Here is a 24,948-nt window from a genome sequence, read left to right as displayed (position 1 = left end):
CCCTTATAGGATGTTTAAGCAAAAGAACAATGACATGCTACCAAAAGCTTCTCGTATTCCCCACGCCATGACGCAGCATGGCGATACTCGTGTTGATAATTATTACTGGTTGCGAGATGACACTCGCTCGCAGCCAGAAGTGCTGGATTATCTGCAACAAGAAAATGCGTATGGCCGTCAGGTTATGGCCTCGCAGCAGGCTTTGCAGGATCGCGTCCTGAAAGAGATTATCGACCGTATCCCGCCTCAGGATGCTTCTGCCCCCTATGTTAAGAATGGTTATCGCTACCGGCATATTTATGAACCGGGGTGCGAATATGCCATTTATCAGCGTCAGTCTGCCTTCAGTGAAGAGTGGGATGATTGGGACACTTTGTTGGATGGGAACCAGCGCGCGGCACACAGCGAGTTTTATACGCTGGGAGGACTGGCGATATCACCGGATAACACCATCATGGCACTGGCCGAAGATTATCTCTCTCGCCGGCAATATGGCGTGCGTTTTCGCAACCTGCAAAGCGGCAACTGGTATCCGGAAGTGCTGGAAAACGTCGAAGCGGATCTCGTATGGGCGAATGATTCTCAGACTTTCTATTACGTGCGCAAGCACGAAACGACGTTATTGCCGTATCAGGTCTGGCGACATACAGTCGGTTCGCCATCGTCACTGGATGAGCTGGTGTATGAAGAAGCCGATGACATGTTTTATGTCAGTCTGCATAAAACCACATCATTGCATTATGTGATTATCCACATTGCCAGTGCGACCACCAGTGAAGTTTTGTTGCTTGATGCAGAACTGGCAGATGCCGAACCGTTGGTCTTTTTAGCGCGACGCAAAGACCACGAATACAGTCTCGATCACTATCAGCACAACTTTTATCTGCGCTCCAACCGTCAGGGGAAAAATTTCGGCCTGTACCGTACCCGTGTTCGTGATGAGCAAGCCTGGGAGATGCTGATCCCACCGCGTGACAACGTGATGCTGGAGGGCTTTACGTTATTCACCGACTGGCTGGTGGTAGAAGAGCGTCAGCGGGGCTTAACCAGCTTGCGGCAGATTAATCGTAAAACGCGCGAAGTGGTCGGGATCGCCTTTGACGATCCGGCATATGTGACCTGGCTTGCCTATAATCCAGAGCCGGAGACATCGCGCCTGCGCTATGGCTATTCCTCCATGACTACCCCGGACACATTGTTTGAACTGGATATGGACACCGGGGAACGTCGTGTGCTTAAGCAGACGGAGGTCCCCGGATTTGATGCGGCGAATTACCGTAGCGAACACGTATGGATAACGGCACGTGATGGCACCGAGGTTCCGGTTTCGCTGGTTTATCATCAAAAGTATTTCCTGAAAGGAAAAAATCCGTTACTGGTTTATGGCTATGGCTCATATGGCGCCAGCATGGATGCCGATTTCAGCAGCAGCCGTTTAAGCTTACTGGATCGCGGCTTTGTTTACGCCATTGCCCATGTGCGTGGCGGTGGTGAATTAGGACAACAGTGGTACGAGGACGGTAAGTTTCTGCGCAAGAAAAATACTTTTAATGATTACCTCGACGTCTGTGATGCGCTGCTAAAAATGGGCTATGGCGCGCCTGAGTTATGTTATGGCATGGGAGGAAGCGCCGGGGGCATGTTAATGGGCGTCGCCATTAATGAGCGCCCGGAACGCTTCCATGGTGTTATTGCTCAGGTGCCGTTTGTCGATGTGCTGACCACAATGCTGGATGAATCAATTCCCCTGACGACCGGTGAGTTTGAAGAGTGGGGTAATCCGCAGGACGAAGAGTATTACACCTATATGAAAAGCTACAGTCCGTATGACAATGTAACCGCGCAGGCGTATCCGCATCTGCTGGTCACGACGGGATTACACGATTCCCAGGTGCAATACTGGGAACCAGCAAAATGGGTGGCAAAACTGCGTGAGCTGAAAACGGACGATCGTTTGCTGCTACTTTGCACGGATATGGATTCCGGACACGGCGGTAAATCCGGGCGTTTTAAATCTTACGAAGGTGTGGCTCTTGAGTACGCTTTTTTGATTGGACTGGCGCAGGGAACACTGCCTGCTCAGGCGTGATCCAAATAGTGTTTTAGCGTTAATCGCAGTTCCGGGCTCATATTATCAAGGTTATTAAATAACCAGCGCAGATAGCCCGGATCGCGTTCAGCCACTTCTGATACCGGTTTTCCGCGGTACTTACCAAAAGTGAAAGTAGTGAGTAACGCGGGACGGCCGGTAATATCGACCATTTGATCGGCTGTCCAGCCTGACGTCTGCATGATGTCGATCAGGAGTGCAGCAGTGATGTAGCAGTCGTACAGGGCGCGGTGATGGTGGAGACCCGCTGGCGTCTGTACGCTCAGCTTGCGCGATTTATACAGCGCCATGTTGCTGTATTTGATCCCCGGCCACAAACGACGGGAGAGCTTCATGGTGCAAATCCACTCTCCGGGCATATCGGGTAATACGCGGCGGTCAAAGCTGGCATTGTGCGCCACGTACCACTCGCTGCCGTAATACTGCGGGATGATGTCTTCAATCCACGGCTTATCGGCCACCATTGCTTCAGTAATGCGATGGATAGCCATCGCCTGTGGGCTGATGGGGCGGTCAGGGCGTACCAGGTGGCTCATTGGGTTGACTATTTTTCCGTCAACCACATCGACAGAAGCAATTTCAACAATGCCTCCCTGTAGACCACAGGTTTCTGTATCTATTATGCGCAACATGCCATGCTCCTGACCCAAAACGACTAGCGTAATGGAATGATATCACCTTGCCAACCCCGTGGCGTGCGTTGACCGGTTAACAGCAAAGAACCGCTGTCTGCGCGAACAATCAATCGGCCTCGCTCATCCCATAACGCGCTGCTGCCACGCGCGTTGGCCATTAATACAGCTATGGCAAACTTATGCGAGAAACTCTGTAGACGAGATGTGGAGGAGAGCAATTCGGGTTCGCTAATGGACTGACTGCTCGTGAACAGGGAGTAAGCCGGGTCGATATCGATTCCTTCCGGTTGGCTATCCACTACGCTAATGGCATTTTGCTGTCTGGCGATACAGGCTCCGTGACTTTGATGAAACGTTAAGGGCGAGGTCATCCAGGGAGAAAAGAGCGCGATGCCTTTTACGAACCGGTTGTTATGTTCCACCGGTAGTCCCGCAATGATTGTCATACGATAAGTCACGGCGGCATGGGCGAGAGGTTCTAACAGCGCTTCATCGGGCGGGGCAGGAAGCGCGTCATGTTCATCAACACAACCTAACAAGGAGAGGGAAGGAAAGACCAGCAATTCACATTGGCATTGGGCGGCTGCCTGAATGAATTGCAGGTGATGTGCGACATGCTCGGTAACTGAGGTGTGAAGAGGTTCGTACTGCGCTGCTGCGATTTTCCAGTGTGACATAATGATTTCCTTTTCATAGTGTCTACAATCATCCTGAAAGTATAGATTAAGAATATACTTATACTGTAGCAGCCATCATGTAAGGAATCGTAACGTAGTATAAGTTTTATTTAACTTTAGGCTCGTAAGGTAAACGTGAAAGGGAAACGGATGCCAGTCGGTGCGCGATGAGTCTTTCGCGAAACCAGTCGCGTAAATGTTCGGGCTGTTCACGCTCAACAACTTCGGCAACAACCGGCATGTTGTATCGCTCCTTAAACGCTACACCCGCAGCGGCCAGGTCAACATTGACCTTATCCATTTCCGCTTGCTCAAGTTTGGCCAGATTGATGTTCATGGGCTTCTCCTTTTCTCTGTCTTTCGGCGCGCAAAGTTACTAAGAGTGTGCATTAATGGCAAGACCGAAATGATGATTCTCGACTCGATCATTGTAGAAGGTTATTCTCTATAGATTAGACATAACAAAAAGGAATAGTTGAAATGGCTTCATCTGCATCTATGCTTCGCAGCGCTCTCATCGTACTCGCCAGCGTGCTGGCAACGCCCGCCGCCCTGGCGCATGCCCACCTCACAAAACAAAGCCCGGCTGCTAATGCCGAGGTTGTGGCATCTCCTCAGGCGTTGACGCTGAATTTTTCTGAAGGCGTAGAGCCGGGATTCAGCGGCGCAACCCTGACAGGTCCAAACAAAGAACAGATCAAAACGGGCAAGGCGTCACGCAGTGAGCAGGACAAAACGCAGCTGATTGTTCCGCTTGATCAAACACTTGAAGCAGGAAAATATACGGTCGACTGGCACGTTGTTTCCGTGGATGGTCACAAGACGAAGGGGCAATATACCTTTAGCGTGAAATAACCGATGCTGGCATTTACCTGGGTTGCATTACGGTTTATCCATTTTACCACTTTGATGCTGGTGTTTGGTTGTGCGCTTTACGGCGCATGGCTGGCTCCCGTTTCGGTTCGTCGTTTAATGATGCGTCGTTTTTTGCGTCTGCAACGGCATGCCGCAACGTGGAGCTTTATCAGCGCGACGCTGATGCTGGCGATCCAGGGTGGGTTAATGGGCTCAGGCTGGCGGGATGTTATCTCTACAGATGTATGGGGCGCGGTGTTGCAAACGCAGTTTGGCGGCGTCTGGTTATGGCAGATTATCCTCGCGCTGGTCACTCTGGTGGTGGTTATTATCGTACCGCGTAGCATGCCGCGACGGCTGTTAATGCTGACGATTGCGCAGTTTATTTTGCTGGCTGGCGTCGGGCATGCGACGCTGCATAGTGGTATTACTGGGGCAATCCAGCAGGTTAACCATGCCTTGCATCTGATATGCGCCGCCGCCTGGTTCGGTGGCCTGCTACCCGTACTTTACTGTATGCGAATGGCGCATGGCCGCTGGCGAGAACAGGCCATCAGCACCATGATGCGTTTCTCCCGCTACGGGCATCTTTTTGTTATTGGTGTTTTACTTACCGGTATTATGAATGCGCTGTTTATTGTCGGTTTTTCTGTTCCCTGGCACATGGCTTACGGGCGGCTGCTTTTGTTAAAAGGTGCCCTGGTCATGCTAATGGTGGCGATTGCGCTGGTGAATCGGTATGTTCTGGTACCACGCATGCAGCAGGATAACCGCGGCATGACTCTCTATTTTATTTGGATGACCAAGCTGGAATGGGGTATAGGAGCCGTTGTGCTGGCAATTGTCAGCCTGTTCGCAACCCTTGAACCTTTCTGATTGATGGACTGGCGAAACGCATGAAAAAAATCATTATCTCTTTATTACTCCTGGCAAGCTCCGGAGCCGCGCTGGCTGCGCCGCAGGTCATTACCGTCAGCCGTTTTGAGGTTGGCAAAGATAAGTGGGCGTTTAATCGGGAAGAGGTGATGCTGACCTGCCGCCCGGGTAACGCGCTGTATGTCATCAATCCCAGTACGCTGGTACAATACCCGTTGAATGATGTTGCCAGACAGCAGATGGAGAGCGGAAAAACCACGGCAAAGCCGATCGAGATTATCCAGATTGATGATCCGGCGAAACCGGGCGAAAAAATGAGCCTGGCACCGTTTGTGGAGCGTGCAGAAAAGCTCTGCTAATTGTCAGATGTAGCGCTCTGATTTCCAATAAAAAACCGCAAGGATCTCACACGAGAACTTGCGGTTTTTGCGTTTGGATGCGTAACAAACGTCCTTTTTTTCCGGCCACTTTAGTCGCGGACTGGAAAACCTGGCGCTGTCATCTATTCTTAAATGGCAGGGTAACTTAGCCTGCATTAATGCCAACTTTTAGCGCACGGCTCTCTCCCAAGAGCCATTTCCCTGGACCGAATACAGGAATCGTATTCGGTCTCTTTTTATGTACTTGTTTTCGTTGGGTTTTTTCGGTGCTATCACGTAATCCCACGAAAATTACTCGAAATTTCCATATCCTGTCTAAACCATAACATATTCTGCACCGCGTGCGTCCAGGTATTTTTTGGTCATTGTTAAATTTTTATGCCCCAGCAGTCTCTGTGCGAAATCCTCTCCGCGCTCCCTTTCATACAGTCTGCTCGCCAAGCTCCTGATCTCATGGAAAGGAGGAGGGTTGGGACCAAACTTTAACTCTGTAGAATCCCTGATATCAGAAAATGCCTGGGTAATTCCGTCCGGAGTTAATGGCCCTGGCTTCCTGCCGCCACGTCTCACCGCTGAATAAAGCATGAAGTCTGACGGGTTGTTTTTACGACAACGGTCAATAACATCCTGCAATACCAAATCAGCAGAGTCCAGTCGCAAATCAAGCGGCAACGCTAATTTGTGACCTGTCTTTTCCTGCGTGACAAACAATCTTCCATCCCTGATATCGCTGAATCTGAACAACGATACGTCCTCTCTTCTTTGCCCGGTGACCAGCGCCAGGTCACAAGCATTTGCAGCCCATTCGGAATGGGCGGTTGCGGCATCCCTTATTATCTCGAACTGTTCAAGTAGAAGACGCTCGCGCTTCACTTTGGGTGTCGGCGTTCTTGTCGGCTCTGCCGGATTCCTTTCAATATGCCCCTCGACGATCGCCTCTCTGAAAATATCCAACAATACCGAACGCAGGCCGGAGGCCATGCTCTTCTTATCGCAGAGTATGTAACTCTCCAGGAAAGTAGATATGTCCTTTGTGCTGACCGCCGATAGCGGCATACGTCCGAATTCATCACTGATAGTGGCGATCTGATTGCGCCTGACCTTCATCGTGTTGGGCTTTAATTCTCTTCGCTCAAGAATTACTTCGTAGCGCTCAAGCCACGCTTTCACCGTAAATGTTGGTGTTTCCTTTATGCGGTCAAGCAGCGCTGACGGAAGGTAATTTTGGTCGATGTAGTTGTTGGCCTCGATGGCCTGAGAAATGGCGTCCTTTCTGTCGATCCGGCCAAGAGATAATTCTTGACCGGTAATCGGGTTTCGCCAGCTATAAAGCCTGTCTCTTTTACGATAGGTCAGGTTACGGGGCAGGTTAGCGTCGTAACGTACTGGCCTTTTCGCCATGAGTCAGTCTCTCCAGTAGAGTGCCGCCAGTTGGCAGCGATATGCGTTTTGCTTTGTGACGAAGGTTCTTTTTGCTCGGATCCACATAGATGGCATCTGGCTGAACCTTATATTCTTTGCCGTGAAGTTCCGGAGCAGGGTAAATACGCCCCTCCCGCGCCCAGCGGCGAAGTGTTGAAAGAGACGGTGGGGTTGAATAAGTTGAATTCGCCCATTCCAGCAGATTAAGAAGCTTGGCCATACTACCTCCGGCTTCCGGCAACTTATTATAGAGCTGCCGGAAAACTGTTAATGAAATATCGTTATCAACTCACCTGACCCGGCAGCGCGCGCAACCGGCGCATACCTGTCATTGCCGTGGCCACATAGCTCGCCTTACGGTTCACCACTTCCACCCATACCTTCACACCTTCAACTCTCACCGTGTACGTCTCCTTCATCTTGCTGCGGCCATAGTCGCCGTAACGTTCTGCATGAGTGGCCAGTGCTATGTCGCATGCCTGACGCGCTAACGGGGATTGCTGGTTGCCTCGGTTAATTAATCGCATGGTCACCGCCTTCTGGATTCGATGGTTGACGGAAAACCGCTCGGGACGGCGACCAATCGCAATAGGCATCGGTTTCGGTATGCCCGAAAATTGCCTTACAGCGACGGATATGGGCGCAGTCGCCGCAGGTCTTACCCTTCGGGAGTTGCATTTTATCGGGGTCTGCCGGGTTATAATTCAGCTCAGTCATTCCAGGCCTCCAGCTCGTTCTGGATTTCCTCGTCGATCTCGTCATTGGTGGCGTCTTCGTTTAGATAGTCGCGCGCCTCTTTGAGGTACTGTTCTCGGCGTTCGTGGTACCAGGCAGAGAACTCCGGTGACCAGCCGCGACCATTATCTTGAAAATCAACCAGAGCGTTGTCCTCAGCCATACGCTCAACCATGCAGTCGGCAGTTGCCAGGGCGCATTCCCGGATGTAACCGCGAAGGTGGTGTTTGCGCCACCAAGGACTTACTTTCGAATCGCAACGCCCTTTGAACTCAATTTCCCAGCGGCGGATGCAGCGTGCGTTTAAAGATTTACTCATCTTGTTACCGGGAGGGCGGACCCTCCCGCCTCCCTTAGGCCACGTATTCCGGTTTCATATCCGCCAGGGTGATGCTGAACTGATCGTGCAGCTCGTCGCCCAGATGACGTTTCGCAGTTGCAAGAACTCGCTCAACTTCCCCGAAACGCGCCGTTGCATCCGGTTCGCCCGGAGACGGCAGGGAGTTGATCGCGGCCTCAACCTTGTTACGTGAATCAACCAGGTAGTAGCGCTTCACCGCTTTGTTCTTCAGCTCAGTGAACAGGGCTGAACCGAGCGTGGTCTTCGCGCTTTCGATATCAGCGCGCAGTGCTTTTGCACTATCAACATCCTGAGCGGCATCGATTCGTTCGCGGAAATCATCGGCAAGAGAGTCGATATTTACCGACGATTCCTGTGCGCTTTGCGTGGTTGTGACGGTGTCACCAGAAATTTCAGCCAGGTTAACGTGCTTCGGTGCCGGGTTAATCTCTTTCTCAGTACGCGGCTCAACTTCATCTGGGCTGTAGACGCCGAGGATGACTTCAGGGCAGTACAAGCGTGCCCAGTACTTCACTGCCAAATAAGCGATCTGCTGCTTCGGCGCTGTTTTCCACAGTGGCGAGTTACGTGTGGTGATAGAGCTGATACCGTTCGCTGCGTGATAAACCTCGTTCGGCAAACCCTCATAGCGGCCTGGCTCGAAGTAAGCGGGGTAAACAATAGCCGGTTCGTCAGATTGCGCTTCTGGCTCGGTTTGTGCCGCAACTGGTTCGGTTTGGTTTACAGAATCGCTATTTTGGGGGACAGAATTTGTATTCTGGTTTACATCGGCTTGCTGGCTGGTATGTGACTCTTCACCAGTTTCCACACTGCTCTTGCCTGTATGCAGCGCATCACCAGCCTGTTTTTCATCACTGACAGTTTCTTGAACCTGCACATTGCTGGTGGTCTCCGTAGCTTTTTTCGTGCCATGAGTTGCTGAGTTCTGCAGCAAAGCCGTAACGTCGAATATTCCGTTACCGACATTTTTAACCAGCTCTGTTTCTGCAGACTGCTGGCTTGTCTCAGTTTTTACCCATTTAGGATCATCAGGGTCGCTGATACCCTCGACGAACTCTCCACGCTGAGCAGCAAGTTGCTTACCAACTTCTTCCGTTGATGGGCTATCGGAGTGGCGCGCCGAGCGAGGATCTTCCTCCCATTCTCTATAGCCGTTCGACTTCTTACCGTTGGAATAGATGCCGTTTTCAGCCAGCCACTTACGCGCCTGATCTCGCAGTATTACAGGACCGATATTCAGGCAGTCACTCCAGTCAATAGCGCGAGTGACGCCAAAAATTGAGAGGGCATCGTAATCCATGATGTCATTAATTTGAGAAATGACTTTAATAACTTTGGCTTGTATGTCATCGCGAGAGTCGATGAGTTCTTTCGCTGATTTTAATTGTTCTACCGTAATTGAACCGGGTTCCGCGTCGGGATAAATGCGGGCAATACAGGATTCAACATTCAGGTTATAGATAGACTGAGCAACGGCACGTTTGTAGCGTTCTGCCGTCACTGTCGTTAACTTTTCTTTTTTCTCTGGCGCTTTCTCCGGCGTGTTTGGTGGCAACACCTTGCTGATGCGGTTCCCGGCAATCCACTCTTTTACTAAGGTGCCGCGATCAATATGTAGTGGTTTACTGAATTTGGCCACCTGAACAGAGGTGATATGCTCACCTCAGAACATTACAGGTGCCTCAATGAAAAAAAGAAATTTCAGCGCAGAGTTTAAACGTGAATCCGCTCAACTGGTCCTTGATCAGAACTACACCGTTGCAGCTGCGGCCAGTGCTATGGATGTGGGTCTTTCTACCATGACGCGATGGGTAAAGCAGTTGCGGGATGAACGACAGGGCAAAATACCTAAAGCCTCCCCTATAACCCCGGAACAGATTGAAATACGTGAGCTGAAGAAAAAGCTACAACGCATTGAAATGGAAAACGACATATTAAAAAAGGCTACCGCGCTCTTGATGTCAGACTCCCTGAACAATTCTCGTTAATCGGGAAACTCAGAGCGCAGTATCCTGTGGTCACACTCTGCCACGTGTTCGGGGTTCATCGCAGTAGCTACAAATACTGGGAGAAAAGCGCCGAAAAGCCAGACGGCTGGCGAGCTGTGTTACGCAGCCAGGTTCGGGAGCTGCATAACATCAGCCATGGCTCTGCTGGCGCAAGAAGTATCGCCATTATGGCAACCCTGAGAGGCTTCAGAATGGGACGCTGGCTTGCTGGCAGGCTCATGAAAGAACTGGGGCTGGTGAGTTGTCAGCAGCCTACCCACCGGTATAAACGTGTTGGTCATGAACACATCGCTATCCCGAATCGCCTTGAGCGACAGTTCGCAGTGACAGAACCTAACCAGGTGTGGTGCGGCGATGTGACGTACATCTGGACAGGCAAGCGTTGGGCTTACCTTGCAGTTGTTCTCGATCTGTTCGCAAGGAAACCAGTGGGCTGGGCAATGTCATTCTCGCCGGATAGCAAGCTGACCATCAGAGCGCTGGAAATGGCGTGGGAAGCTCGCGGTAAACCAGTCGGAGTGATGTTCCACAGTGACCAGGGTAGCCACTATACAAGCAGGCAGTTCCGGCAGTTACTGTGGCGTTGCCAGATCAGGCAGAGTATGAGCCGACGTGGAAACTGTTGGGACAACAGCCCGATGGAACGCTTCTTCCGTAGTCTGAAAAACGAGTGGGTGCCAGTGACAGGTTATATAAACTTTAGCGATGCTGCTCATGCGATCACAGACTATATCGTCGGGTATTACAGCTCGCTAAGGCCGCATGACTATAACGGTGGGTTGCCCCCAAACGAATCGGAAAACCGATACTGGAAAAACTCTAAAGCCGTGGCCAGTTTTAGTTGACCACTACAATATGCGTGGTTTCAATCCAGGCTTTAGAAAAATGCAACATAAGAGAAAGCTCGTGGCGTTTTTCTGGATCAAATACGTCCTTCATTGCTTTCGTATATTGCCAGAGGAACGGCATGTCGAGTTTCTTGATACCTTCGACACTTTCGGCTGCAAGTATCAGGTTCTGGACGTATCCGTTATCGGTATCCATTTCCAGACCGACTATCTCTTTATGCTCTGTCAGAGTGAGATGATGACGAAGCGCATCGGATGTGAACTGGGACAATAGTTGCTTACGGAAGGGCATCTGAACGATCGGGTACCGGGTGTATTCATCGTCGTATTCATCGACGTCCAGGCCATTGTTGTCAGACTGGTCTAACTGAGATTGATCGACAATTTCTCCGGTGGAGGTATCAACACCGTTAACGATATGCTGACGTGCTTCGGCGGCCGCATCAGAAGAGGGCAACGTAACACCTGGGATTTGTTCCCATGTCATATTGTCGTCGCGGAGGCGGTAGAAATCGCAAAACGTTAAGCTGAGTTCGCCTTCTGGAGGCAACTCATTAACGACTGGAAAATTAGTGGCTACAGCTTTAAAATAATTTTTCAGCTTCGCGCCAGTTTTAATCAACAAATAATCCAGTGTTGCATTTACAGCCTCAAAATCATCGCTGCACCAGAGCACCGCATCTTTATTACCGGATTGTTTTTTTGCTCTGCGGACTAAAAATACAGGATTAGTTCCACTCATTACTTTATCCTCGATTCGTGTAGAATGGAGGTGCCTTAACAGCACCCCGATATAGCAGGTTGTTATGTCCGGTACGCTTTGGTCGGTTGGACCGGACAGGGCACGCCCGCTTCGGTGGGCGTTTTCTTAATGCACGATGCTGAAAACTCTTTCTGAGTAATCGAGTTTGTAGCTGCGGTAGTTACCAAAACCTGCCTTATCACCATCGCTCACCTGCACCGCAAGCAGTGAAATGGCTGTTACTGCACAGTGAGGGCAATCGAACTGACCGAGCACATAGCCGCCATCGAGAACGACGGTTGTTGCACCGTTTTTGATTGAGTGAATAACGCCAGACACTTTCTTTTCGCAGTTGAATAAAGCAATTTCTTTATTTACTGCTTTCAGATTTAATTCGACTTTTACGATTTTCATAAATTATTCCTGTTGGTTTATTCAGGGTGTAAGAATCCACGCCAAACTAATGGCGAATTTTTAATTTCATATTTTGGGACTGCTATTTAGCCTTCGTGCGCCATCTGGTCGTAAGAAGCGCAGCGCTTGGAACAATACTCTTTCTCTTTGCGTGCCAGCTGTGAGCCGTTGCGATAGAGAAGGGTGCTTTTGATTACTTCTTCAGTTTTAACCGGCTTGCCGCAATATCCGCATTTCTTGTCTAACATGACATCCTCCGCTAGTGCCTGAGGCCATGCCCCAGACCGTTTAGATAAACTTCAACCAGCAAATCCTTGGTGTAAGTCATCTCCACGCCGCGATGCAGATACAAACGTCCGCGAGCGTTAGCTGATGCCGTCCAGGTTGAGTCTTTGTGTTTGACGAGCATCCCCGGCTGAACTGCGCCGCGGTTTACTGTCTGTGTACCGTAGTGCTGATGAACCATGATGTTCTCCAGTTTTCTGAGTGAACTTCGCTGGTGGCGCTGCGGCGCTGATTTTTTCACTCTGCAATTCGCCACCGCGAAGCTCACTTCTGTGTTTGCCCTTGTCGCCAGGCTGGCGGAACATTTCAAACCTACTGCGCGTTAATCTCGCCACCTCATTCCGGTCTTCGTATGCCCCGGACGGCTACTTCGTGGGCGTCCTGCCTCGGTGGTTGTGTTGATGTGGATTTATATTAAGCCTCAGACTTAATTGGTGTCAAGCCTTCAACTAATCTCATGGTTAAGTTTCGGGCTTATTTTTTGACGAATACACGTGAGTAGAGGATGCTATGGTCAGAAAAGCATCATAGAGGGTTGGTTATGGATCGTGACGAACTGGAAGAAGACCGCGCAGCATTCATTGCGGGTGAGATTGGTGGTGCAGTTGTCAGTCTGATAGCTAACGGGATTGTGATCAGCCGGTATGCAATTGTTGACAGCCTAGAGGCTAAGCGCAGGGCAGTGGGAAATGTGATTCACAAAGGTGTATTGCGGGATGCGGCAGCTATGATGAGAAAAGGGCAATAAAAAACCCGGCGCGAAGGCCGGGAGTCAAAACTTTACTGGAAACTTTTAATCATTAGATTTTTTTTGACGTAATTCAGTCTCTCGTTGTGTATTTCTGTAACCGTCGCAATTACGCTCACACGCTCCCCTACCTTATATTTACTTTGCAAGTTACCAAGCATTTCAATAGGATATGAGCATTTAAACTTGCCGAATTCATTGACTATTTCCAATTTCCCGAACATAGATAATAAAGCTAATTCACCGGTGATAACTTCATCGTAAGGTTTGGATACATGTGTGGTCATTAGGCGCTGAGATAACTTACGTAAACGTTCATTGTTCAATGAAACATGGCGTTTTCCATTACTAAGAGGGCCAACCCAACTAAGATCAAAGTTTAAGTTGTTCTTTTCACATTCTTGGGCAATTTTTTGCAAACTGGCGGCAGAATTTGTACCTATTTCAGCAATTTTCGAGATGAACTCAACGTCACTATCAGTGCCTAAAAGTGAAAAAATCTCCTTAACAGCATGGCTCGAAACAGTATCAACCAATTCACACGATCCTGTTGAAAAGGTGATAGCTAACCTTGTTGAGCCTGGTGTTAAGTCAGCAAGCCGCATATCTAGTTGTGTTCTTATACTTTGCGGTACTCTACTGGAGTCTTTACCGCTTGAGATTCTGTGTGTCGCTTTTTGAATTAGCCCTGCCAAACTGCCAGATAATGCAGAAAGAAGCTCTAAAGGAATTGTTCCAAAATCAACCAAAGTCCCTCTGAGGCGTAACTCCATGAAGTCAACCAGTGGGTGTCTCGACTCGATGTGACGTTTTTCTTCCAGTAAATCGCTTAAATGAGAATCCATAGAGTTGAATAAAACTCTATCAGCAAAAGTGTGATTACTCGTTAGGGAAAGAGAGTCAACCTCACGCTGAACGAAAGCAATTCTGTCATTTAATGACTTGAAAATTTTATCATCGTTCATAGCATGATCCTCACCAAACCCTTTGGATTCTCCTTACGATCAAAACCAAACCAACCGCGCCAGTAACTTCTTCTTTCACTATAGTTAACTTGAGGGTGGTTTTCAGCCAAGAGCAGAACATCAATATTAAAATTCTGCTTTACGTATTGACGATCCAGCATTGCTCCTACCTGACCATGCAATGTAGAAGGTAACTGATTCAATGCTTGATAATCTAAAACTAAAAGCAAATCAATATCATCTGGCTCTGGTTTTTCTGTAGTAAATGAACCATCTATCCAAACTTCGCTAAAACATTTTATTTGCAGGTTAATGTCGCGAATGAATTTCATATGCTGTATATATTTACAGTATAAATCATTTCGGCGCAATGACTTTGGAAAGCTATCAACACATAAACGCTTCAGTCCGTCGTCATCAAAATCATGGAAACCCGCGGTAAGTAACGGGGGAAAACACAACTTTTGCATGCATTGCCTTGCTGTAAGTATTTACGTTTTTGTGTAGTGTCGAGTTTTTGATCTAAGTGCTATTTTCGTATGCGTCGTGAAAAATATACCTTGCTTGTTAGGCACACGATAACAAATTTATATTAGACTAACCATTTGAAAGTAAACACATTATTCTGGTTCACTTCTAATTCTACGCCCCATGTACTTCGCGTATAGTTCGTCGAGCTCTTTCAATCGCAGAGATACGATCCGCAACATGTTCTGTTGTTCTTCTTCTGGCAGTTGGCGGTAGAGCTCCAGCAGGCGCTGTTCGTCAGGCTTAAGGCCATCCTTCTCTCCGACATCCTCACCAAGTAGCCAGGGGACGGATACCCCAGCAGCATCAGCAACAGCTAATGCTGAATTTTTGCTGATAACCCCTTTTTTAAACCAGCCATTTACGGATTGCGGAGTAATCCCTGCAACCCTTGCCATATCAGATTTTGTCATTCCCCGCTGCGTCAGTTCTGTCAAACGCTCGATGAGAATCGGGTTAAGTATTTTTTTCTCAGCCATATCAAAAGAATAAGCCTTTTGCTTATAAAATAAAACTCGCCCAAGGCTTGATTTGTATTTAAGTCTAAGGCTTAATTTGTTCGTGTATCTTTTGGAGACAATGATGAACGGATTAGAGAAAGCTATCAAAAAAGCAGGTAATGCCAGCAATCTTGCAGCATTACTGGGCATAAAGCCCATGTCGGTTAGCCGCTGGAAAACGCGTTATAAAGGTGCTGTTCCTCCGGACCGCGTATTACCGATTTTCAGGGTTACAGGTATTACACCACATGAACTTCGACCAGATTTGTATCCCAACCCTACGGATGGATTACCAGCTCAGGGAACCGCGGCTGCATATCAAAGAGTAGCCAGCACCGATAGTGGCAGAGCCAACCACGGTCGAAACAACATACCCTGACGTACAGACAAACTGGCAGGACGCCAAAATGTACGCGGAGGGTTGGAATGACTGTCGTACAGCCATGCTCGCGACTACGCAGTAACGTTTCTTGATGGTATTGGTGTGACTAAATTCACAGTTAGGATGTGACATTGTTAATAATCAGCATTAATTGCCGCTTTGAGCAATTATGTCTGGTTATTTAAGTGGTGTTTTTATGGTTTCTTCAATAAATGGTTCTGGATACGGTAATTTCTACAGCACTAATGACAACCCATACTCAAGACCATCGGTTTCATCGTGTTCATCAGGCCAGATCTGCCCACAGACTGGCTTGTGGAAAAATGAGTCATACAAGGTTGTGACAAGTGTAGACAAAGGTGAGGTAATGCCGCAGTACCAGGGGAGGGATGTTGAGTGGGAGTTAGAACGAACCAATGCTGACGAGAGTGGAAACAAGTCATAGGAGTAATGGTCTGAGTGTGAATACAGTAAGATTATACGGTCTTTACATTGGGAGGGTGAAGGGTTCATGCCGATTAACGACATCGCCGTACTGATTTTTTCTTTTTTAGCCTTAAGCGTATATGTTTTTTGCGCTGCTAATATCGTTGTTCAGTTAAAAATCCATGACCTGAAGCGTCTGCTGCAGGATGACTACGAGAAAGCCCGCCGGAATCTCGTTAAAGAGTGGGAAGAGGCTGGTGGAAAAATGACCAATGAAATATCCACCCTGAAAATCGAAATGAAATCCCTCAGGAACCAGTTGGCAAAACTAAATAAGCCCGCAGAAAAAGACCTCAGTAGTGTTGATGTACTGGGGAAGAAAAGACAGCAAGAAGATGCGTCTCAGGTAAGCTTTGTAGATTCGCTCGCTAAAAATGACAAGCTGCATTGATTTAACCTACGAAGTTGAGTAAGAGAGCAAGACGGAAGCGATCCCCGCCACTCTTTTAGTTTGGTATCCTCAACGCACCCGCACTTCTAACCCGCTTCGGCGGGTTTTTTCTTGCCTACACAGTTTTTCCTCTCCGATTTAGTAAATTCCGAATGCTCGGAAAAACTTAGTGTATACAAAGATATGGCTTTGGCAAAAAGTGCTATTAACCACTTGAATATGAGGTTTAATAGGTTTACTGTATAAATGTACAGTATATTGATGTAGAGGGAATTATGAAGATAGAACTTACCATCAACAAATCAAAAGACCTGCCGCGCCGCGCCATACCTGCACTTGAGAAAGAGTTGCTTAAACGACTTCAGAATCAATATGAAAATTGTTCTCTGGTTATCCGCAGGGCTGGCGGCGATAGCCTGACTGTTTTCGGTGGCGATAAGGGCGATAAAACGAAGGTGGAGGAAATCCTGCAGGAAACATGGGAAAGCGCCGACGACTGGTTTTACTGAACTTGGGTTAGCCGGCGCGCAGATAACAGAATACCGAAAATGTGTATCCCTTTGATGCTGTTGCCGACAACTTTTAACCGCGTCTGTGTCGATTGAAGGGAGAATAAAAAGTGAGTAATTCAGCATTGCAGGCATCAGATGATCATTGGTACGACCTTGTCAGACGTTCTGATGGTTGTGTTATGTTTAGCTTTCCTTCATCTGGCAGGCATCTGATATATCGCGTTAATGGAATGGTATCAATGCGACCTTTGCTCGATGATGAAGAAGTCTTTACTCCCAATGGTTTTGTGCAATTTATCCGCCGTCTCGGCTACCGGGTAACTCCGCCTTCTGATAATATGAAATCAACGGTCTGAACAACCGTAACCTACTGCGCCACGGAGAGAAACCATGGCGCACGAACTACAACTCATCAAGCAATCTTCAGGAATCCTGATCCCGGCCACTCCCGAGACCAGCGATATTCTGCAATCAAAAATCAAACTCGGTGCCGTACTGGTAGCCGAATTTCGTCAGGTGAGGAATCCCGCTTTCCATCGCCGTTTCTTTGCGCTCCTGAATCTCGGGTTTGAATACTGGGAACCTACTGGCGGGGCGATCTCCTCCAATGAACGAAAATTGGTGACCGGGTACGCTAAATATCTCGCGGCATTTGGTGGAAACGAAGGTGCGCTTCTTGATGCAGCTGAGCAATACCTCGATCGAATCGCTGACAGGCGTGCAGGAAGTATCAGCGCCTGCAAATCTTTTGATGCATACCGAGCCTGGGTAATTGTCGAGGCTGGCCACTACGACGCCATTCAACTGCCTGACGGAACCCTTCGTAAACACCCCCGCAGCATTGCTTTCGCCAACATGGAAGAGACTGAATTCCAGCAGTTGTACAAAGCCGCGCTCGATGTTCTGTGGCGCTGGGTATTGTCCCGGGCATTCAAGACTCAGCGTGAAGCGGAAAACGCCGCAGCGCAGCTCATGAGTTTTGCGGGGTGATGGCGATGAAATATTCCTGGTTCCACCATCACGAATGCACAACCGAGCAAGCCGACGAGCTGGAAGCCCGCTATCGCGCAAAGCAGATTAAGACCGAGCGCAGTCTGGATAATGACTTCATTCACTGGACGATTAGTGCGTTCTTGCCAGAAACATCTAAGCCTCCGCGTCAGGACAGAACCTGGCAACAACGGATCTGGAGGTGAATGTGAAAGTCTACGATATCACCCCAATGGGCAAGCCCAGAATGACGCGCGCTGACAAATGGAAAAAACGCCCCGAGGTTCTGCGTTACCGGGCTTTCTGTGATGAAGTTCGTCTGCAGGGTGTTGAGCTGCCGGAAAGCGGTTCGCATGTCACCTTCATTCTTCCGATGCCTGCGAGCTGGAACAAAAAGAAACGGGCTGAGTTAAACGGTAAACCACACCAAGCTAAACCCGATTTCGACAACATGATGAAAGCGCTGATGGATGCCATTTACGAAGATGACGCTCACATCTGGGATTCACGCGTCACAAAATTATGGGGAGAAAAGGGACAAATAGTTATCGGGGAGATAGCAGAATGAGGGCGCTGCTGAAGCCGGTGGTTGCGCGTGAGCTTGGAGTTGTGCTGCTCAAGCCGGGCAGCGAGCTCATGTCATTATTCAGTTGTGAGTGTGTACTGGTGGAAAGCCAGCCGGCAGTCATGGAACGGTTGCCTGCTGGCCGTGTTCCTGACGTTCGCCAGCCGCTTGCCAGTGACGGGTCCCTGAGGCCGTTCTTCCTGGATGAAAAGGTTATAAAGGCTGCTGGTGGTTTGAGTGGTCTTGATTACTGGCTTCTGTGTTATGGCGGTAATTGCTGCCAGTGGCCACACAGCGATTACCATTATCACGAGTTAACCACTATGCGTCATGAACCCGGATCGGTTCTCCTGTGTGGACATTGTGATGACCATTTGCGTGACCACTACAGCGAACAACCTGCAGAGCTGGCGATAGGTAATCGCTGGACGGCTCCCAGATATCTGGCATGGATTAAAACTCAACCCTGCGAAAGCTATAGGCGACCGGCAGATGATCCGCATCACCTGATTGGCCATGGACAGGGGGGGATGGGAACAAAGGCGCACGACTTGTTTGTTATACCACTGTGCAGAGAACATCACGATGAGTTGCATGCTGATTCTGTGGCATTTGAAGCGAAATATGGTGACCAGTTGTTGCTTATTTTTCGGGTTATAGATCGTGCGCTGGCAATCGGCGTACTGGCATGAATAGGGGAGATAACATGCGAGATATTCAGATGACTTTAAAACGATGGGGCGGTTGGGTGGCAAGCGATAGTTCAGGAGTGAACTATTCTCCAGTAGCAGCAGGATTCAAGGGGCTGTTGCCCCAGGCATGCAAAACCAGATTGTCTTGCAGTGATAACGATGGGTTAATTATTAATGGCGCTATGGCCAGGCTTAAGAAACATGATCCTCTTTTATGTGTGATGCTTGAATGGTATTACATCCATTGTATTCCCGTTCGTGTTATGGGGACAAAGTTGGGAATTTCCCATACGCAAGTATTAAAGCGACTGCAGGCTGCTGAGGGGTTTATTGAAGGCTGCCTGGCGATGGTGGATGTAACTCTGGAGATGGATATAGAATGCACGAAAAAAAATACAGACACATATAAAGCAAAAAAGGTTGTGGAATTCCAAAAAGCTATTTAGTCTGTTAACTATTGTTATTTCGCTCCGCAACTTGTTGCAACATCAGCTTGATTTTGCAGTATTTTCCAGATGATACCATGATTCCTGGCCCCTGTTTTCAAGCCGAGGCCAGCAGGACGCGGCAACCTAACAGGTTAGATGAAAAGGAGTATAGTCACTATCAGCGTGCAGCATGAGCTCTTAAGACCTGTTAGCCAGTCGTTTAGATAGATTTTCGGATACATATGAAACTCTCCCTGTTTTTAAATTTTCTTTTATGATTCCAGAAGTCAGGGTGAGCTACAAGTCATGAGAGATACACGTTCGCTGCAGATGGGCCTCGTAGACCATTTATTCGACAAAACTCAACGCGCAATCCGGGAAGGAGTACTTCTGAGTCACGGAGATTTAGAGCTGAAATGTGAAGCTGAACATCTATGCGACCATCGGAGGGGGTGATTAGACCTTTACCGCTTTTGCAGTCAAAGGCTGTGACAATTCCTGTCATTTTACGAGACAAAAAAATTCCTTAAAGCTAATAACGAGGTGCACTATACACATGCCTGTAGATAATGCCAGAAATACTTTTCGGCCATCGTGAGATCTGGACGGCTAAAATAAACATTGATTATTACATACGCCCATGCGTTAATGATTGGGTCGGTTTGAAGAACAGACAAAATACAAAGTAGTTTACTAAAGCAGTTCTCATTTCAGGTGTTGTATATTTATCCCTTCTTTGAGTCTCTCCACTAAGCGCTAAGTAGTTTCTGTAATAAAACCATGTTCGCCGGAAGGCCAAATTAAGGAATAAAAATGTCAAATAAAATGACTGGTTTAGTAAAATGGTTTAATGCTGATAAGGGATTCGGTTTTATCTCTCCTGCTGATGGTAGTAAAGATGTGTTTGTACATTTCTCTGCTATCCAGAGCGATAATTTCCGCACCTTGTTCGAAGGTCAAAAAGTCTCATTCTCCATTGAGAATGGTGCCAAAGGTCCGGTTGCTGGCAACGTAGCTATCACAGAGTAAAATCCTTATTTGTCTGTATGCAATATCGATGACGGCTAAAGCCTGAGTAGACATACTGACAGAAGTAATGGATGTATTGTTGGATCAGTAGAGTTAAAATGTTACTGATCCGGCATTAAAGGCAACGGTGAGCATATTTCATCTCAATCTTGAATGAGAAAGTATACTGACCATTGTCGTTAAGTGTTGGTTCACTGCACGAAAAGTCTAACGTTCAGAGACTGACTGCTTGCTTTACACGATAAAGTACGCAAGGGGATGGTTTTCCCAGATATCACAATAATTACTATTCATTTAATATGAAAATACTAAACCCGCAGCCAGCGGGTTTTTTATTATCTGTAGCTTAATTAATCTTAAAATACAGATGAAGTGATTCTGTGCGAGAAACAGTATCTCAAACAGATTCAGGCTGCTTCTTTTTGATTCGTCTGGAATACTTTATTGCAATGAGGACAGATTAAAAGGGAACCTTTTTGTACTCTTGAAAAACTGTGTTCAGATTGCTGGGTACAGTTTGGGCAGGTGCATTTGACAAGATAGTTACGGCGTGATTTAGAGTCTTTACGTTCTGACATAGGCTTTTCCTTGATGTATGGACTTCAACTTTACCTTAATTTGCCCAGAAAATCTTATTTTTATGAAAAGATGTGGGCTGATAAAAAATATCGGTGACTGAATTGATATAGCCATTAGTAAGATAACGAGTATAGATTGATTGTGATGAGGCACCGAGAAGACAGTGTTTGCGGGAATAGCACTAAGAAAACAGTTTCGCAAAGAACCTGCTGATGAGAACTCTCCTCTCAGGAACAATGTTGTTTTTGAACTGGTTATTTGAACGGATTTTTTACTCTCCCCTCCTGTTCGTCCCAGCCGACTTTGTTTTGCATGAAAGGTAAGCAGGTCGGATTTTGTGCAAACGACTAAATTTATGTTCAAAAAGAGAACCAGATAACAACCCCTGCCAAGGTGATCGCTATAGCGGTGAGGCAAACGTTTTTAAATCTCTCTCTTTTAACTGCCTTCACGAACGGGTTTACGGTTTGGCAATGTGGGCACATCAGGGCATGTAAGGTGATCAGTTTCCCGCAAAAGGGGCAGGGTTTAGTAATCATTGGTACAAAGTAAATTAAAGGAATATATCCAGATTTTACCACACTTATCGAGTTGTTTTAATAAACACTCTGATATTTCAGACATATTCACTAGTTGCAGACTTACGGGAAACATCCGCTACGTGCTTTGTAGATAAATCCAGCCCGTGAAGCCTGAGCCTTTCATCACACACAGCGCCATCCGAAGAAATCGGAGGTAGGGCTATGACCAGAATGAGCACCACGGACAGCAAACATTGAGTTGTGGCTTCTGGCAACGCTGCATTATCTGTTCCGCTCTATACTATCTGCTGAGTATCGCGGAGGAATGTATGAAAGAAGGGTATTACTGGATTCAGCATGTCGGTGTTGTACAGGTAGCGTACTACACGAATGACACTGTTGATGATCTGGAATCGGGTAAAACAATCACAGGTGTCTGGCATCTGACAAGGGGTGATGACATTTGCCATAACGGTGAAGCAGAGGTGTTAGAAGGTCCTCTCTCTCCGCCAATGTAAACAACTTAACTCACTTCGAGGCTGCCAACTGGCAGCCTTTTTCATTTCAGGCTCACGGGTATCACTCACTACGTGCTTTGTTGATAAATCCAGCCCGTGAAGCCTGACCCTTTAATTACACACAACGCCATCCGAAAAATCGGAGGTAGGGCTATGACCAGAATGAGCACCATTTACAGCAGACTTTCATATGGAACAGGAACCACGCTGACCGGCTGCGGTGTATCAGCGAAGGCATATGCCGAAACAGCTAAAACAGCAAAAGAGGTGTCCTGGATGTTGGCCGACAGAATTGCAGGGTTAAGCCTGAGCGACTGGGCAATTATTGTCGGTATTGCATGCACTGTTATCACCTGTGCAGTGAACTGGTATTACAGGAAAAAGGAAAGGGAGGATCGGCTTAATGGCAATGCCACCAAAGCTGAAGAATAAACTGAGCGCAGCGGTCGTTGGTCTGATTCTTGCGGGGGCTTCCGCACCCGTGATTCTCGATCAGTTTCTGGATGAGAAAGAGGGTAACAGCCTGACGGCATATCGCGACGGCGGCGGAGTGTGGACCATTTGCCGTGGCGCCACGATGGTTGACGGTAAGCCAGTAGTTCAGAGCATGAAACTGTCTGCTGAGAAATGCGCCCAGGTGAACGCCATAGAACGCGACAAGGCGCTGGCGTGGGTAGAGAAAAATATCCAAGTCCCGCTGAGTGAACCTCAGAAAGCGGGTATCGCTTCTTTCTGCCCTTATAACATCGGTCCCGGAAAATGCTTCCCTTCCACTTTCTACAAACGGATCAATGCTGGCGACCGAAAAGGAGCCTGTGAAGCGATCCGCTGGTGGATTAAAGACGGCGGACGCGATTGTCGCCTGACAAAAGGTCAGAAAAATGGCTGTTACGGTCAGGTAGAGCGACGGGATCAAGAAAGTGCGCTGACGTGCTGGGGGATAGACCAGTGAATAAAATATTTGCTGTGTTGCTGCTGGTGGCCGGTGCGTTTCTTGCCGGAAGCGTCTGGAGCGACCGTGGCTGGCAGAAGAAATGGGCGGAACGCGACAGCGCTGAATCCTCTCAGGAAGCTAATGTCCAAATTGTCGCCCGCATTATTGAACAGGGGCGAATTATTGCCCGTGATGAGGCCGTTAAAGATGCACAAGCACAAGCCGCTAAAGCAGCTGCTACTGCTGCTAGTCTGTCTGTTACTGTTAGCCAGTTGCGCAACGAAGCAACCAAACTTGCCATCCACCTGGACGCCGCAAAGCACACCGCAAATATTGCCGCTTCCGCCAGAAGCAAAACAGCCGGAGCCGACGCCACAATGCTTGCCGACATGCTCGGAAGTATTGCAGCAGAAGCTAAATATTATGCTGAGATTGCTGACGACCGCTTCAATGCCGGATTGACTTGTGAAAGCATTTATGGGGCCATAAGGAATACTAATAGTGGACCGCATAGAAATATGCTGAATAAAGCGAAAAATTAAGAGGTTAGTACTTTTTATAGGTACTACATTTGAATTGTCCAATGAATGAAATACGACTCATCCGTGAGTCAAAAATCCCTGACAACTTAGGGTGATAGATAAAGGTCTTAAGCAGCATGGCATAATTTTCAATTTTAGCCATTTAAAATAATTTTTATGTTCAAAATCATGGGTGATTTACTTACAAAACTAAACCTTGCTATGTTTGGTTAATCATGCGTTAATGAATCTCTGGTTTGTTACGAATTTATCTGAAGCAGTCACTGTAATAATTTTATTTCTTGTTCCTGTTGAGATTTCCTTGTTAGCTTTTCTCTCTGATAATTTTTTTCGGACCATTCTGCCCAAGGGCTCACTCAATTAAGGTAATTATTATGTCTAATAAAATGACTGGTTTAGTTAAATGGTTCAATCCTGAAAAAGGTTTTGGGTTTATCACCCCTAAAGATGGCAGTAAAGATGTGTTTGTACACTTCTCTGCTATCCAGAGCAATGATTTCAAGACACTGAATGAGAATCAGGAAGTAGAATTTAGTGTTGAACAGGGACCTAAAGGCCCCTCAGCAGTTAATGTCGTGGCTGTATAAGGGTACTGTTATTACTAACAATATTCACTTCAGATGCCCGTGTTGTCACGGATCTCAGTACAGAACGTCAAGCTTTGATGTTACTGAAAAAAATCCTTTCGGAGCAAAATGTATTTTTTGCAAATCAACAATGATAACATTTGATAATGTTGCACTATACATTCGTTCTAGTCAGACTTCGTTAGATTTTAGAAAATAAATTCCAGGCTCCTTATGGAGCCTTTTTTGTATGCTTAACCGTTCATTTATGTAAGAACCATCACGGTATAATTATGAAAAAAGTAATTGTTTTTTTTAACTCCGAACCAGCAGTAGTTGTATCCGTAATGAAGGGTATTACAACGATAATGCGTGAGTTTCCTAATGGGGAAAAAGCTCATCTACCCGTGATGTCTGCGGGATTTCCATCTCTGACAGGAGACCATAAAATAGTTTATGTAGCCTCCGATCGTGATGTCAGTTCCGAAGAGATTCTCGAAGCAGCATCGAAGCTTTTGAAATGATATCTGATGGTTTCGTTATCGACCCAGATTTCAGCTCAGCGGTTTGTGTGGTTTGTGAGCTATTATTGTATGAGGATTGTACTGCAACCTCTTGATTATTGGGTCTTTCCATTCTATCTTTTAAGCATGTCAGCGCTTTTAAAAGTGCTCCATGGGGAATGTAACATGCCTGGCGTGGATATGTTAGAGATCAAGAGAG

General features: G+C 47.5%; 42 protein-coding genes and 1 pseudogene. 24 read left to right on the top strand and 19 right to left on the bottom strand.

Annotation, left to right across the window (positions count from 1 at the left end):
• Nucleotides 1-34 precede the first annotated feature (34 nt).
• A complete protein-coding gene (ptrB, locus tag G4551_RS13725) occupies nucleotides 35-2,089 on the top strand; it encodes an oligopeptidase B (RefSeq protein WP_003841660.1) in 2,055 nt (684 codons plus the stop codon).
• Here the strand turns inward: ptrB and exoX are convergent.
• The 3 genes from exoX to G4551_RS13710 all read right to left on the bottom strand — a co-directional run bounded on the left by exoX (nucleotide 2,080) and on the right by G4551_RS13710 (nucleotide 3,759).
• Nucleotides 2,080-2,742, bottom strand: a complete 663-nt coding sequence (exoX, locus tag G4551_RS13720) for an exodeoxyribonuclease X (RefSeq protein ID WP_003841659.1) — start codon at nucleotides 2,740-2,742, stop codon at nucleotides 2,080-2,082. The two genes, ptrB and exoX, sit on opposite strands and share 10 nt — an antisense overlap.
• A gap of 23 nt (nucleotides 2,743-2,765) precedes the next feature.
• Nucleotides 2,766-3,422, bottom strand: a complete 657-nt coding sequence (locus tag G4551_RS13715) for a carbon-nitrogen hydrolase family protein (RefSeq protein ID WP_003841657.1) — start codon at nucleotides 3,420-3,422, stop codon at nucleotides 2,766-2,768.
• Nucleotides 3,423-3,528: 106 nt separating this feature from the next.
• Nucleotides 3,529-3,759 (bottom strand): DNA polymerase III subunit theta, encoded by a 231-nt coding sequence (locus G4551_RS13710; RefSeq protein WP_003034925.1) that lies wholly within the window; start codon nucleotides 3,757-3,759, stop codon nucleotides 3,529-3,531.
• A gap of 143 nt (nucleotides 3,760-3,902) precedes the next feature.
• On the opposite strand from G4551_RS13710, the gene yobA reads away from it, so the two are divergent.
• From yobA to G4551_RS13695, 3 genes are read left to right on the top strand one after another with little or no spacing between them, the layout of a single operon-like run.
• Nucleotides 3,903-4,277 (top strand): CopC domain-containing protein YobA, encoded by a 375-nt coding sequence (gene yobA, locus G4551_RS13705; RefSeq protein WP_003841654.1) that lies wholly within the window; start codon nucleotides 3,903-3,905, stop codon nucleotides 4,275-4,277.
• Nucleotides 4,278-4,280: 3 nt separating this feature from the next.
• The gene (gene copD, locus G4551_RS13700; RefSeq protein WP_003034931.1) at nucleotides 4,281-5,153 is read left to right on the top strand and encodes a copper homeostasis membrane protein CopD; all 873 of its coding nucleotides are present in this window, start codon (nucleotides 4,281-4,283) and stop codon (nucleotides 5,151-5,153) included.
• Between the two features lie 20 nt (nucleotides 5,154-5,173).
• Nucleotides 5,174-5,512 carry a YebY family protein gene (locus G4551_RS13695; protein WP_003034934.1) on the top strand — a complete coding sequence of 113 codons (339 nt, stop codon included), beginning with the start codon at nucleotides 5,174-5,176 and terminating at the stop codon, nucleotides 5,510-5,512.
• A 336-nt stretch (nucleotides 5,513-5,848) separates the two neighbouring features.
• On the opposite strand, the gene G4551_RS13690 is transcribed toward G4551_RS13695, so the two are convergent.
• The 6 genes from G4551_RS13690 to G4551_RS23950 all read right to left on the bottom strand — a co-directional run bounded on the left by G4551_RS13690 (nucleotide 5,849) and on the right by G4551_RS23950 (nucleotide 9,351).
• Entirely contained in the window at nucleotides 5,849-6,934 is a 1,086-nt protein-coding gene (locus G4551_RS13690) for a tyrosine-type recombinase/integrase (protein WP_003841651.1), read from the bottom strand.
• Entirely contained in the window at nucleotides 6,903-7,175 is a 273-nt protein-coding gene (locus G4551_RS13685; RefSeq protein ID WP_003841650.1) for an excisionase, read from the bottom strand. Before G4551_RS13685 ends, G4551_RS13690 begins: the two co-directional genes overlap by 32 nt.
• Before the next feature lie 64 nt (nucleotides 7,176-7,239).
• Complete coding sequence (locus G4551_RS13680) at nucleotides 7,240-7,482, bottom strand: DUF4060 family protein (RefSeq protein WP_003841647.1); 243 nt, start codon at nucleotides 7,480-7,482, stop codon at nucleotides 7,240-7,242.
• Nucleotides 7,469-7,672, bottom strand: coding sequence for a hypothetical protein (locus tag G4551_RS13675; RefSeq protein ID WP_003841645.1), 204 nt, complete (start codon nucleotides 7,670-7,672; stop codon nucleotides 7,469-7,471). Before G4551_RS13675 ends, G4551_RS13680 begins: the two co-directional genes overlap by 14 nt.
• Complete coding sequence (locus G4551_RS13670) at nucleotides 7,665-8,009, bottom strand: hypothetical protein (protein ID WP_003841644.1); 345 nt, start codon at nucleotides 8,007-8,009, stop codon at nucleotides 7,665-7,667. Before G4551_RS13670 ends, G4551_RS13675 begins: the two co-directional genes overlap by 8 nt.
• A gap of 34 nt (nucleotides 8,010-8,043) precedes the next feature.
• Nucleotides 8,044-9,351 carry a recombinase RecT gene (locus G4551_RS23950; protein WP_269149479.1) on the bottom strand — a complete coding sequence of 436 codons (1,308 nt, stop codon included), beginning with the start codon at nucleotides 9,349-9,351 and terminating at the stop codon, nucleotides 8,044-8,046.
• A 385-nt stretch (nucleotides 9,352-9,736) separates the two neighbouring features.
• Here G4551_RS23950 and G4551_RS13660 point away from each other — a divergent pair.
• A protein-coding gene (locus G4551_RS13660) for an IS3 family transposase (protein WP_085951607.1) occupies nucleotides 9,737-10,905 on the top strand; the annotation gives its coding sequence in 2 pieces (ribosomal slippage) (nucleotides 9,737-9,986 and nucleotides 9,986-10,905; 1,170 coding nt in all).
• Here the strand turns inward: G4551_RS13660 and G4551_RS13655 are convergent.
• The 4 genes and pseudogenes from G4551_RS13655 to G4551_RS13640 all read right to left on the bottom strand — a co-directional run bounded on the left by G4551_RS13655 (nucleotide 10,898) and on the right by G4551_RS13640 (nucleotide 12,530).
• The gene (locus tag G4551_RS13655; RefSeq protein ID WP_032941340.1) at nucleotides 10,898-11,650 is read right to left on the bottom strand and encodes a RecE family exodeoxyribonuclease; all 753 of its coding nucleotides are present in this window, start codon (nucleotides 11,648-11,650) and stop codon (nucleotides 10,898-10,900) included. The two genes, G4551_RS13660 and G4551_RS13655, sit on opposite strands and share 8 nt — an antisense overlap.
• A 126-nt stretch (nucleotides 11,651-11,776) precedes the next feature.
• A pseudogene (locus tag G4551_RS13650) lies at nucleotides 11,777-12,129 on the bottom strand (DNA breaking-rejoining protein).
• Between the two features lie 21 nt (nucleotides 12,130-12,150).
• Nucleotides 12,151-12,312, bottom strand: coding sequence for a YdaE family protein (locus G4551_RS13645; RefSeq protein WP_003841919.1), 162 nt, complete (start codon nucleotides 12,310-12,312; stop codon nucleotides 12,151-12,153).
• Between the two features lie 11 nt (nucleotides 12,313-12,323).
• On the bottom strand, nucleotides 12,324-12,530 hold the full coding sequence (locus G4551_RS13640) for a hypothetical protein (RefSeq protein ID WP_003841921.1): 207 nt from the start codon (nucleotides 12,528-12,530) through the stop codon (nucleotides 12,324-12,326).
• Between G4551_RS13640 and G4551_RS13635 the strand changes: the two genes are divergently transcribed.
• Together G4551_RS13635 and G4551_RS13630 are read left to right on the top strand one after the other, a co-directional pair.
• Entirely contained in the window at nucleotides 12,529-12,675 is a 147-nt protein-coding gene (locus tag G4551_RS13635) for a hypothetical protein (protein WP_155267880.1), read from the top strand. The genes G4551_RS13640 and G4551_RS13635 overlap by 2 nt on opposite strands.
• Nucleotides 12,676-12,890: 215 nt before the next feature.
• Entirely contained in the window at nucleotides 12,891-13,097 is a 207-nt protein-coding gene (locus G4551_RS13630; RefSeq protein ID WP_032941339.1) for a hypothetical protein, read from the top strand.
• Nucleotides 13,098-13,129: 32 nt separating this feature from the next.
• Here G4551_RS13630 and G4551_RS13625 read toward each other — a convergent pair whose 3' ends face one another.
• The 3 genes from G4551_RS13625 to G4551_RS13615 all read right to left on the bottom strand — a co-directional run bounded on the left by G4551_RS13625 (nucleotide 13,130) and on the right by G4551_RS13615 (nucleotide 15,069).
• Complete coding sequence (locus G4551_RS13625; RefSeq protein WP_003841925.1) at nucleotides 13,130-14,062, bottom strand: hypothetical protein; 933 nt, start codon at nucleotides 14,060-14,062, stop codon at nucleotides 13,130-13,132.
• Complete coding sequence (locus G4551_RS13620; RefSeq protein WP_003841927.1) at nucleotides 14,059-14,532, bottom strand: DUF6932 family protein; 474 nt, start codon at nucleotides 14,530-14,532, stop codon at nucleotides 14,059-14,061. The genes G4551_RS13625 and G4551_RS13620 overlap by 4 nt, the downstream gene beginning before the upstream one ends.
• A gap of 150 nt (nucleotides 14,533-14,682) precedes the next feature.
• Nucleotides 14,683-15,069 carry a helix-turn-helix domain-containing protein gene (locus G4551_RS13615; protein WP_032941338.1) on the bottom strand — a complete coding sequence of 129 codons (387 nt, stop codon included), beginning with the start codon at nucleotides 15,067-15,069 and terminating at the stop codon, nucleotides 14,683-14,685.
• Nucleotides 15,070-15,172: 103 nt separating this feature from the next.
• Here G4551_RS13615 and G4551_RS13610 point away from each other — a divergent pair, with 103 nt between their 5' ends.
• The 9 genes from G4551_RS13610 (at nucleotide 15,173) to G4551_RS13570 (ending at nucleotide 19,554) form a co-directional block, all read left to right on the top strand.
• On the top strand, nucleotides 15,173-15,469 hold the full coding sequence (locus G4551_RS13610) for a transcriptional regulator (RefSeq protein WP_003841932.1): 297 nt from the start codon (nucleotides 15,173-15,175) through the stop codon (nucleotides 15,467-15,469).
• 514 nt (nucleotides 15,470-15,983) lie between these two features.
• The gene (locus tag G4551_RS13605) at nucleotides 15,984-16,349 is read left to right on the top strand and encodes a hypothetical protein (RefSeq protein WP_003841934.1); all 366 of its coding nucleotides are present in this window, start codon (nucleotides 15,984-15,986) and stop codon (nucleotides 16,347-16,349) included.
• A 275-nt stretch (nucleotides 16,350-16,624) separates the two neighbouring features.
• Complete coding sequence (locus tag G4551_RS13600) at nucleotides 16,625-16,858, top strand: DinI-like family protein (protein WP_003841935.1); 234 nt, start codon at nucleotides 16,625-16,627, stop codon at nucleotides 16,856-16,858.
• 110 nt (nucleotides 16,859-16,968) lie between these two features.
• The gene (locus G4551_RS13595; protein ID WP_071524344.1) at nucleotides 16,969-17,217 is read left to right on the top strand and encodes a hypothetical protein; all 249 of its coding nucleotides are present in this window, start codon (nucleotides 16,969-16,971) and stop codon (nucleotides 17,215-17,217) included.
• 34 nt (nucleotides 17,218-17,251) lie between these two features.
• Nucleotides 17,252-17,851, top strand: coding sequence for a DUF1367 family protein (locus tag G4551_RS13590; RefSeq protein WP_003841938.1), 600 nt, complete (start codon nucleotides 17,252-17,254; stop codon nucleotides 17,849-17,851).
• The gene (locus tag G4551_RS13585; protein ID WP_003841940.1) at nucleotides 17,851-18,057 is read left to right on the top strand and encodes a hypothetical protein; all 207 of its coding nucleotides are present in this window, start codon (nucleotides 17,851-17,853) and stop codon (nucleotides 18,055-18,057) included. The genes G4551_RS13590 and G4551_RS13585 overlap by 1 nt, the downstream gene beginning before the upstream one ends.
• A gap of 2 nt (nucleotides 18,058-18,059) precedes the next feature.
• Nucleotides 18,060-18,419: a RusA family crossover junction endodeoxyribonuclease gene (locus tag G4551_RS13580; protein ID WP_032941336.1), complete on the top strand. Its 360-nt coding sequence runs from the start codon at nucleotides 18,060-18,062 to the stop codon at nucleotides 18,417-18,419.
• Nucleotides 18,416-19,108, top strand: a complete 693-nt coding sequence (locus G4551_RS13575; protein ID WP_003841943.1) for a DUF968 domain-containing protein — start codon at nucleotides 18,416-18,418, stop codon at nucleotides 19,106-19,108. Before G4551_RS13580 ends, G4551_RS13575 begins: the two co-directional genes overlap by 4 nt.
• 14 nt (nucleotides 19,109-19,122) lie before the next feature.
• On the top strand, nucleotides 19,123-19,554 hold the full coding sequence (locus G4551_RS13570) for an antiterminator Q family protein (protein WP_042270662.1): 432 nt from the start codon (nucleotides 19,123-19,125) through the stop codon (nucleotides 19,552-19,554).
• Between the two features lie 134 nt (nucleotides 19,555-19,688).
• Here G4551_RS13570 and G4551_RS24120 read toward each other — a convergent pair whose 3' ends face one another.
• Together G4551_RS24120 and cspF are read right to left on the bottom strand one after the other, a co-directional pair.
• Nucleotides 19,689-19,778 carry a hypothetical protein gene (locus G4551_RS24120; protein ID WP_420022586.1) on the bottom strand — a complete coding sequence of 30 codons (90 nt, stop codon included), beginning with the start codon at nucleotides 19,776-19,778 and terminating at the stop codon, nucleotides 19,689-19,691.
• A gap of 62 nt (nucleotides 19,779-19,840) precedes the next feature.
• Nucleotides 19,841-20,053 carry a cold shock-like protein CspF gene (gene cspF, locus G4551_RS13565; RefSeq protein WP_003841946.1) on the bottom strand — a complete coding sequence of 71 codons (213 nt, stop codon included), beginning with the start codon at nucleotides 20,051-20,053 and terminating at the stop codon, nucleotides 19,841-19,843.
• Between the two features lie 296 nt (nucleotides 20,054-20,349).
• On the opposite strand from cspF, the gene cspE reads away from it, so the two are divergent.
• Nucleotides 20,350-20,565, top strand: a complete 216-nt coding sequence (gene cspE / locus G4551_RS13560; protein WP_003841948.1) for a transcription antiterminator/RNA stability regulator CspE — start codon at nucleotides 20,350-20,352, stop codon at nucleotides 20,563-20,565.
• Nucleotides 20,566-20,972: 407 nt separating this feature from the next.
• Here cspE and G4551_RS23865 read toward each other — a convergent pair whose 3' ends face one another.
• The gene (locus tag G4551_RS23865) at nucleotides 20,973-21,143 is read right to left on the bottom strand and encodes a YnfU family zinc-binding protein (protein ID WP_162835200.1); all 171 of its coding nucleotides are present in this window, start codon (nucleotides 21,141-21,143) and stop codon (nucleotides 20,973-20,975) included.
• An 851-nt stretch (nucleotides 21,144-21,994) separates the two neighbouring features.
• Here G4551_RS23865 and G4551_RS13555 point away from each other — a divergent pair.
• The 7 genes from G4551_RS13555 to G4551_RS13525 all read left to right on the top strand — a co-directional run bounded on the left by G4551_RS13555 (nucleotide 21,995) and on the right by G4551_RS13525 (nucleotide 24,749).
• A complete protein-coding gene (locus tag G4551_RS13555) occupies nucleotides 21,995-22,183 on the top strand; it encodes a hypothetical protein (protein ID WP_003841950.1) in 189 nt (62 codons plus the stop codon).
• A gap of 153 nt (nucleotides 22,184-22,336) precedes the next feature.
• Nucleotides 22,337-22,615 carry a phage holin gene (locus G4551_RS13550; RefSeq protein ID WP_003841952.1) on the top strand — a complete coding sequence of 93 codons (279 nt, stop codon included), beginning with the start codon at nucleotides 22,337-22,339 and terminating at the stop codon, nucleotides 22,613-22,615.
• Nucleotides 22,587-23,135 carry a lysozyme gene (locus tag G4551_RS13545; protein WP_032941335.1) on the top strand — a complete coding sequence of 183 codons (549 nt, stop codon included), beginning with the start codon at nucleotides 22,587-22,589 and terminating at the stop codon, nucleotides 23,133-23,135. Before G4551_RS13550 ends, G4551_RS13545 begins: the two co-directional genes overlap by 29 nt.
• A complete protein-coding gene (locus G4551_RS13540) occupies nucleotides 23,132-23,659 on the top strand; it encodes a DUF2514 domain-containing protein (RefSeq protein ID WP_003841956.1) in 528 nt (175 codons plus the stop codon). The genes G4551_RS13545 and G4551_RS13540 overlap by 4 nt, the downstream gene beginning before the upstream one ends.
• Nucleotides 23,660-24,033: 374 nt before the next feature.
• On the top strand, nucleotides 24,034-24,246 hold the full coding sequence (gene cspG / locus G4551_RS13535; protein WP_003841958.1) for a cold shock protein CspG: 213 nt from the start codon (nucleotides 24,034-24,036) through the stop codon (nucleotides 24,244-24,246).
• Between the two features lie 10 nt (nucleotides 24,247-24,256).
• Nucleotides 24,257-24,445 carry a cold shock small protein YmcF gene (gene ymcF, locus G4551_RS13530; RefSeq protein ID WP_072144007.1) on the top strand — a complete coding sequence of 63 codons (189 nt, stop codon included), beginning with the start codon at nucleotides 24,257-24,259 and terminating at the stop codon, nucleotides 24,443-24,445.
• Nucleotides 24,446-24,518: 73 nt separating this feature from the next.
• On the top strand, nucleotides 24,519-24,749 hold the full coding sequence (locus G4551_RS13525) for a hypothetical protein (protein WP_032941334.1): 231 nt from the start codon (nucleotides 24,519-24,521) through the stop codon (nucleotides 24,747-24,749).
• Nucleotides 24,750-24,948: the final 199 nt, after the last annotated feature.

Origin of the sequence: Citrobacter freundii ATCC 8090 = MTCC 1658 = NBRC 12681 (assembly GCF_011064845.1) — a bacterium.
GTDB lineage: Bacteria > Pseudomonadota > Gammaproteobacteria > Enterobacterales > Enterobacteriaceae > Citrobacter > Citrobacter freundii.
This window is presented reverse-complemented; position numbering and strand designations above follow the sequence as displayed.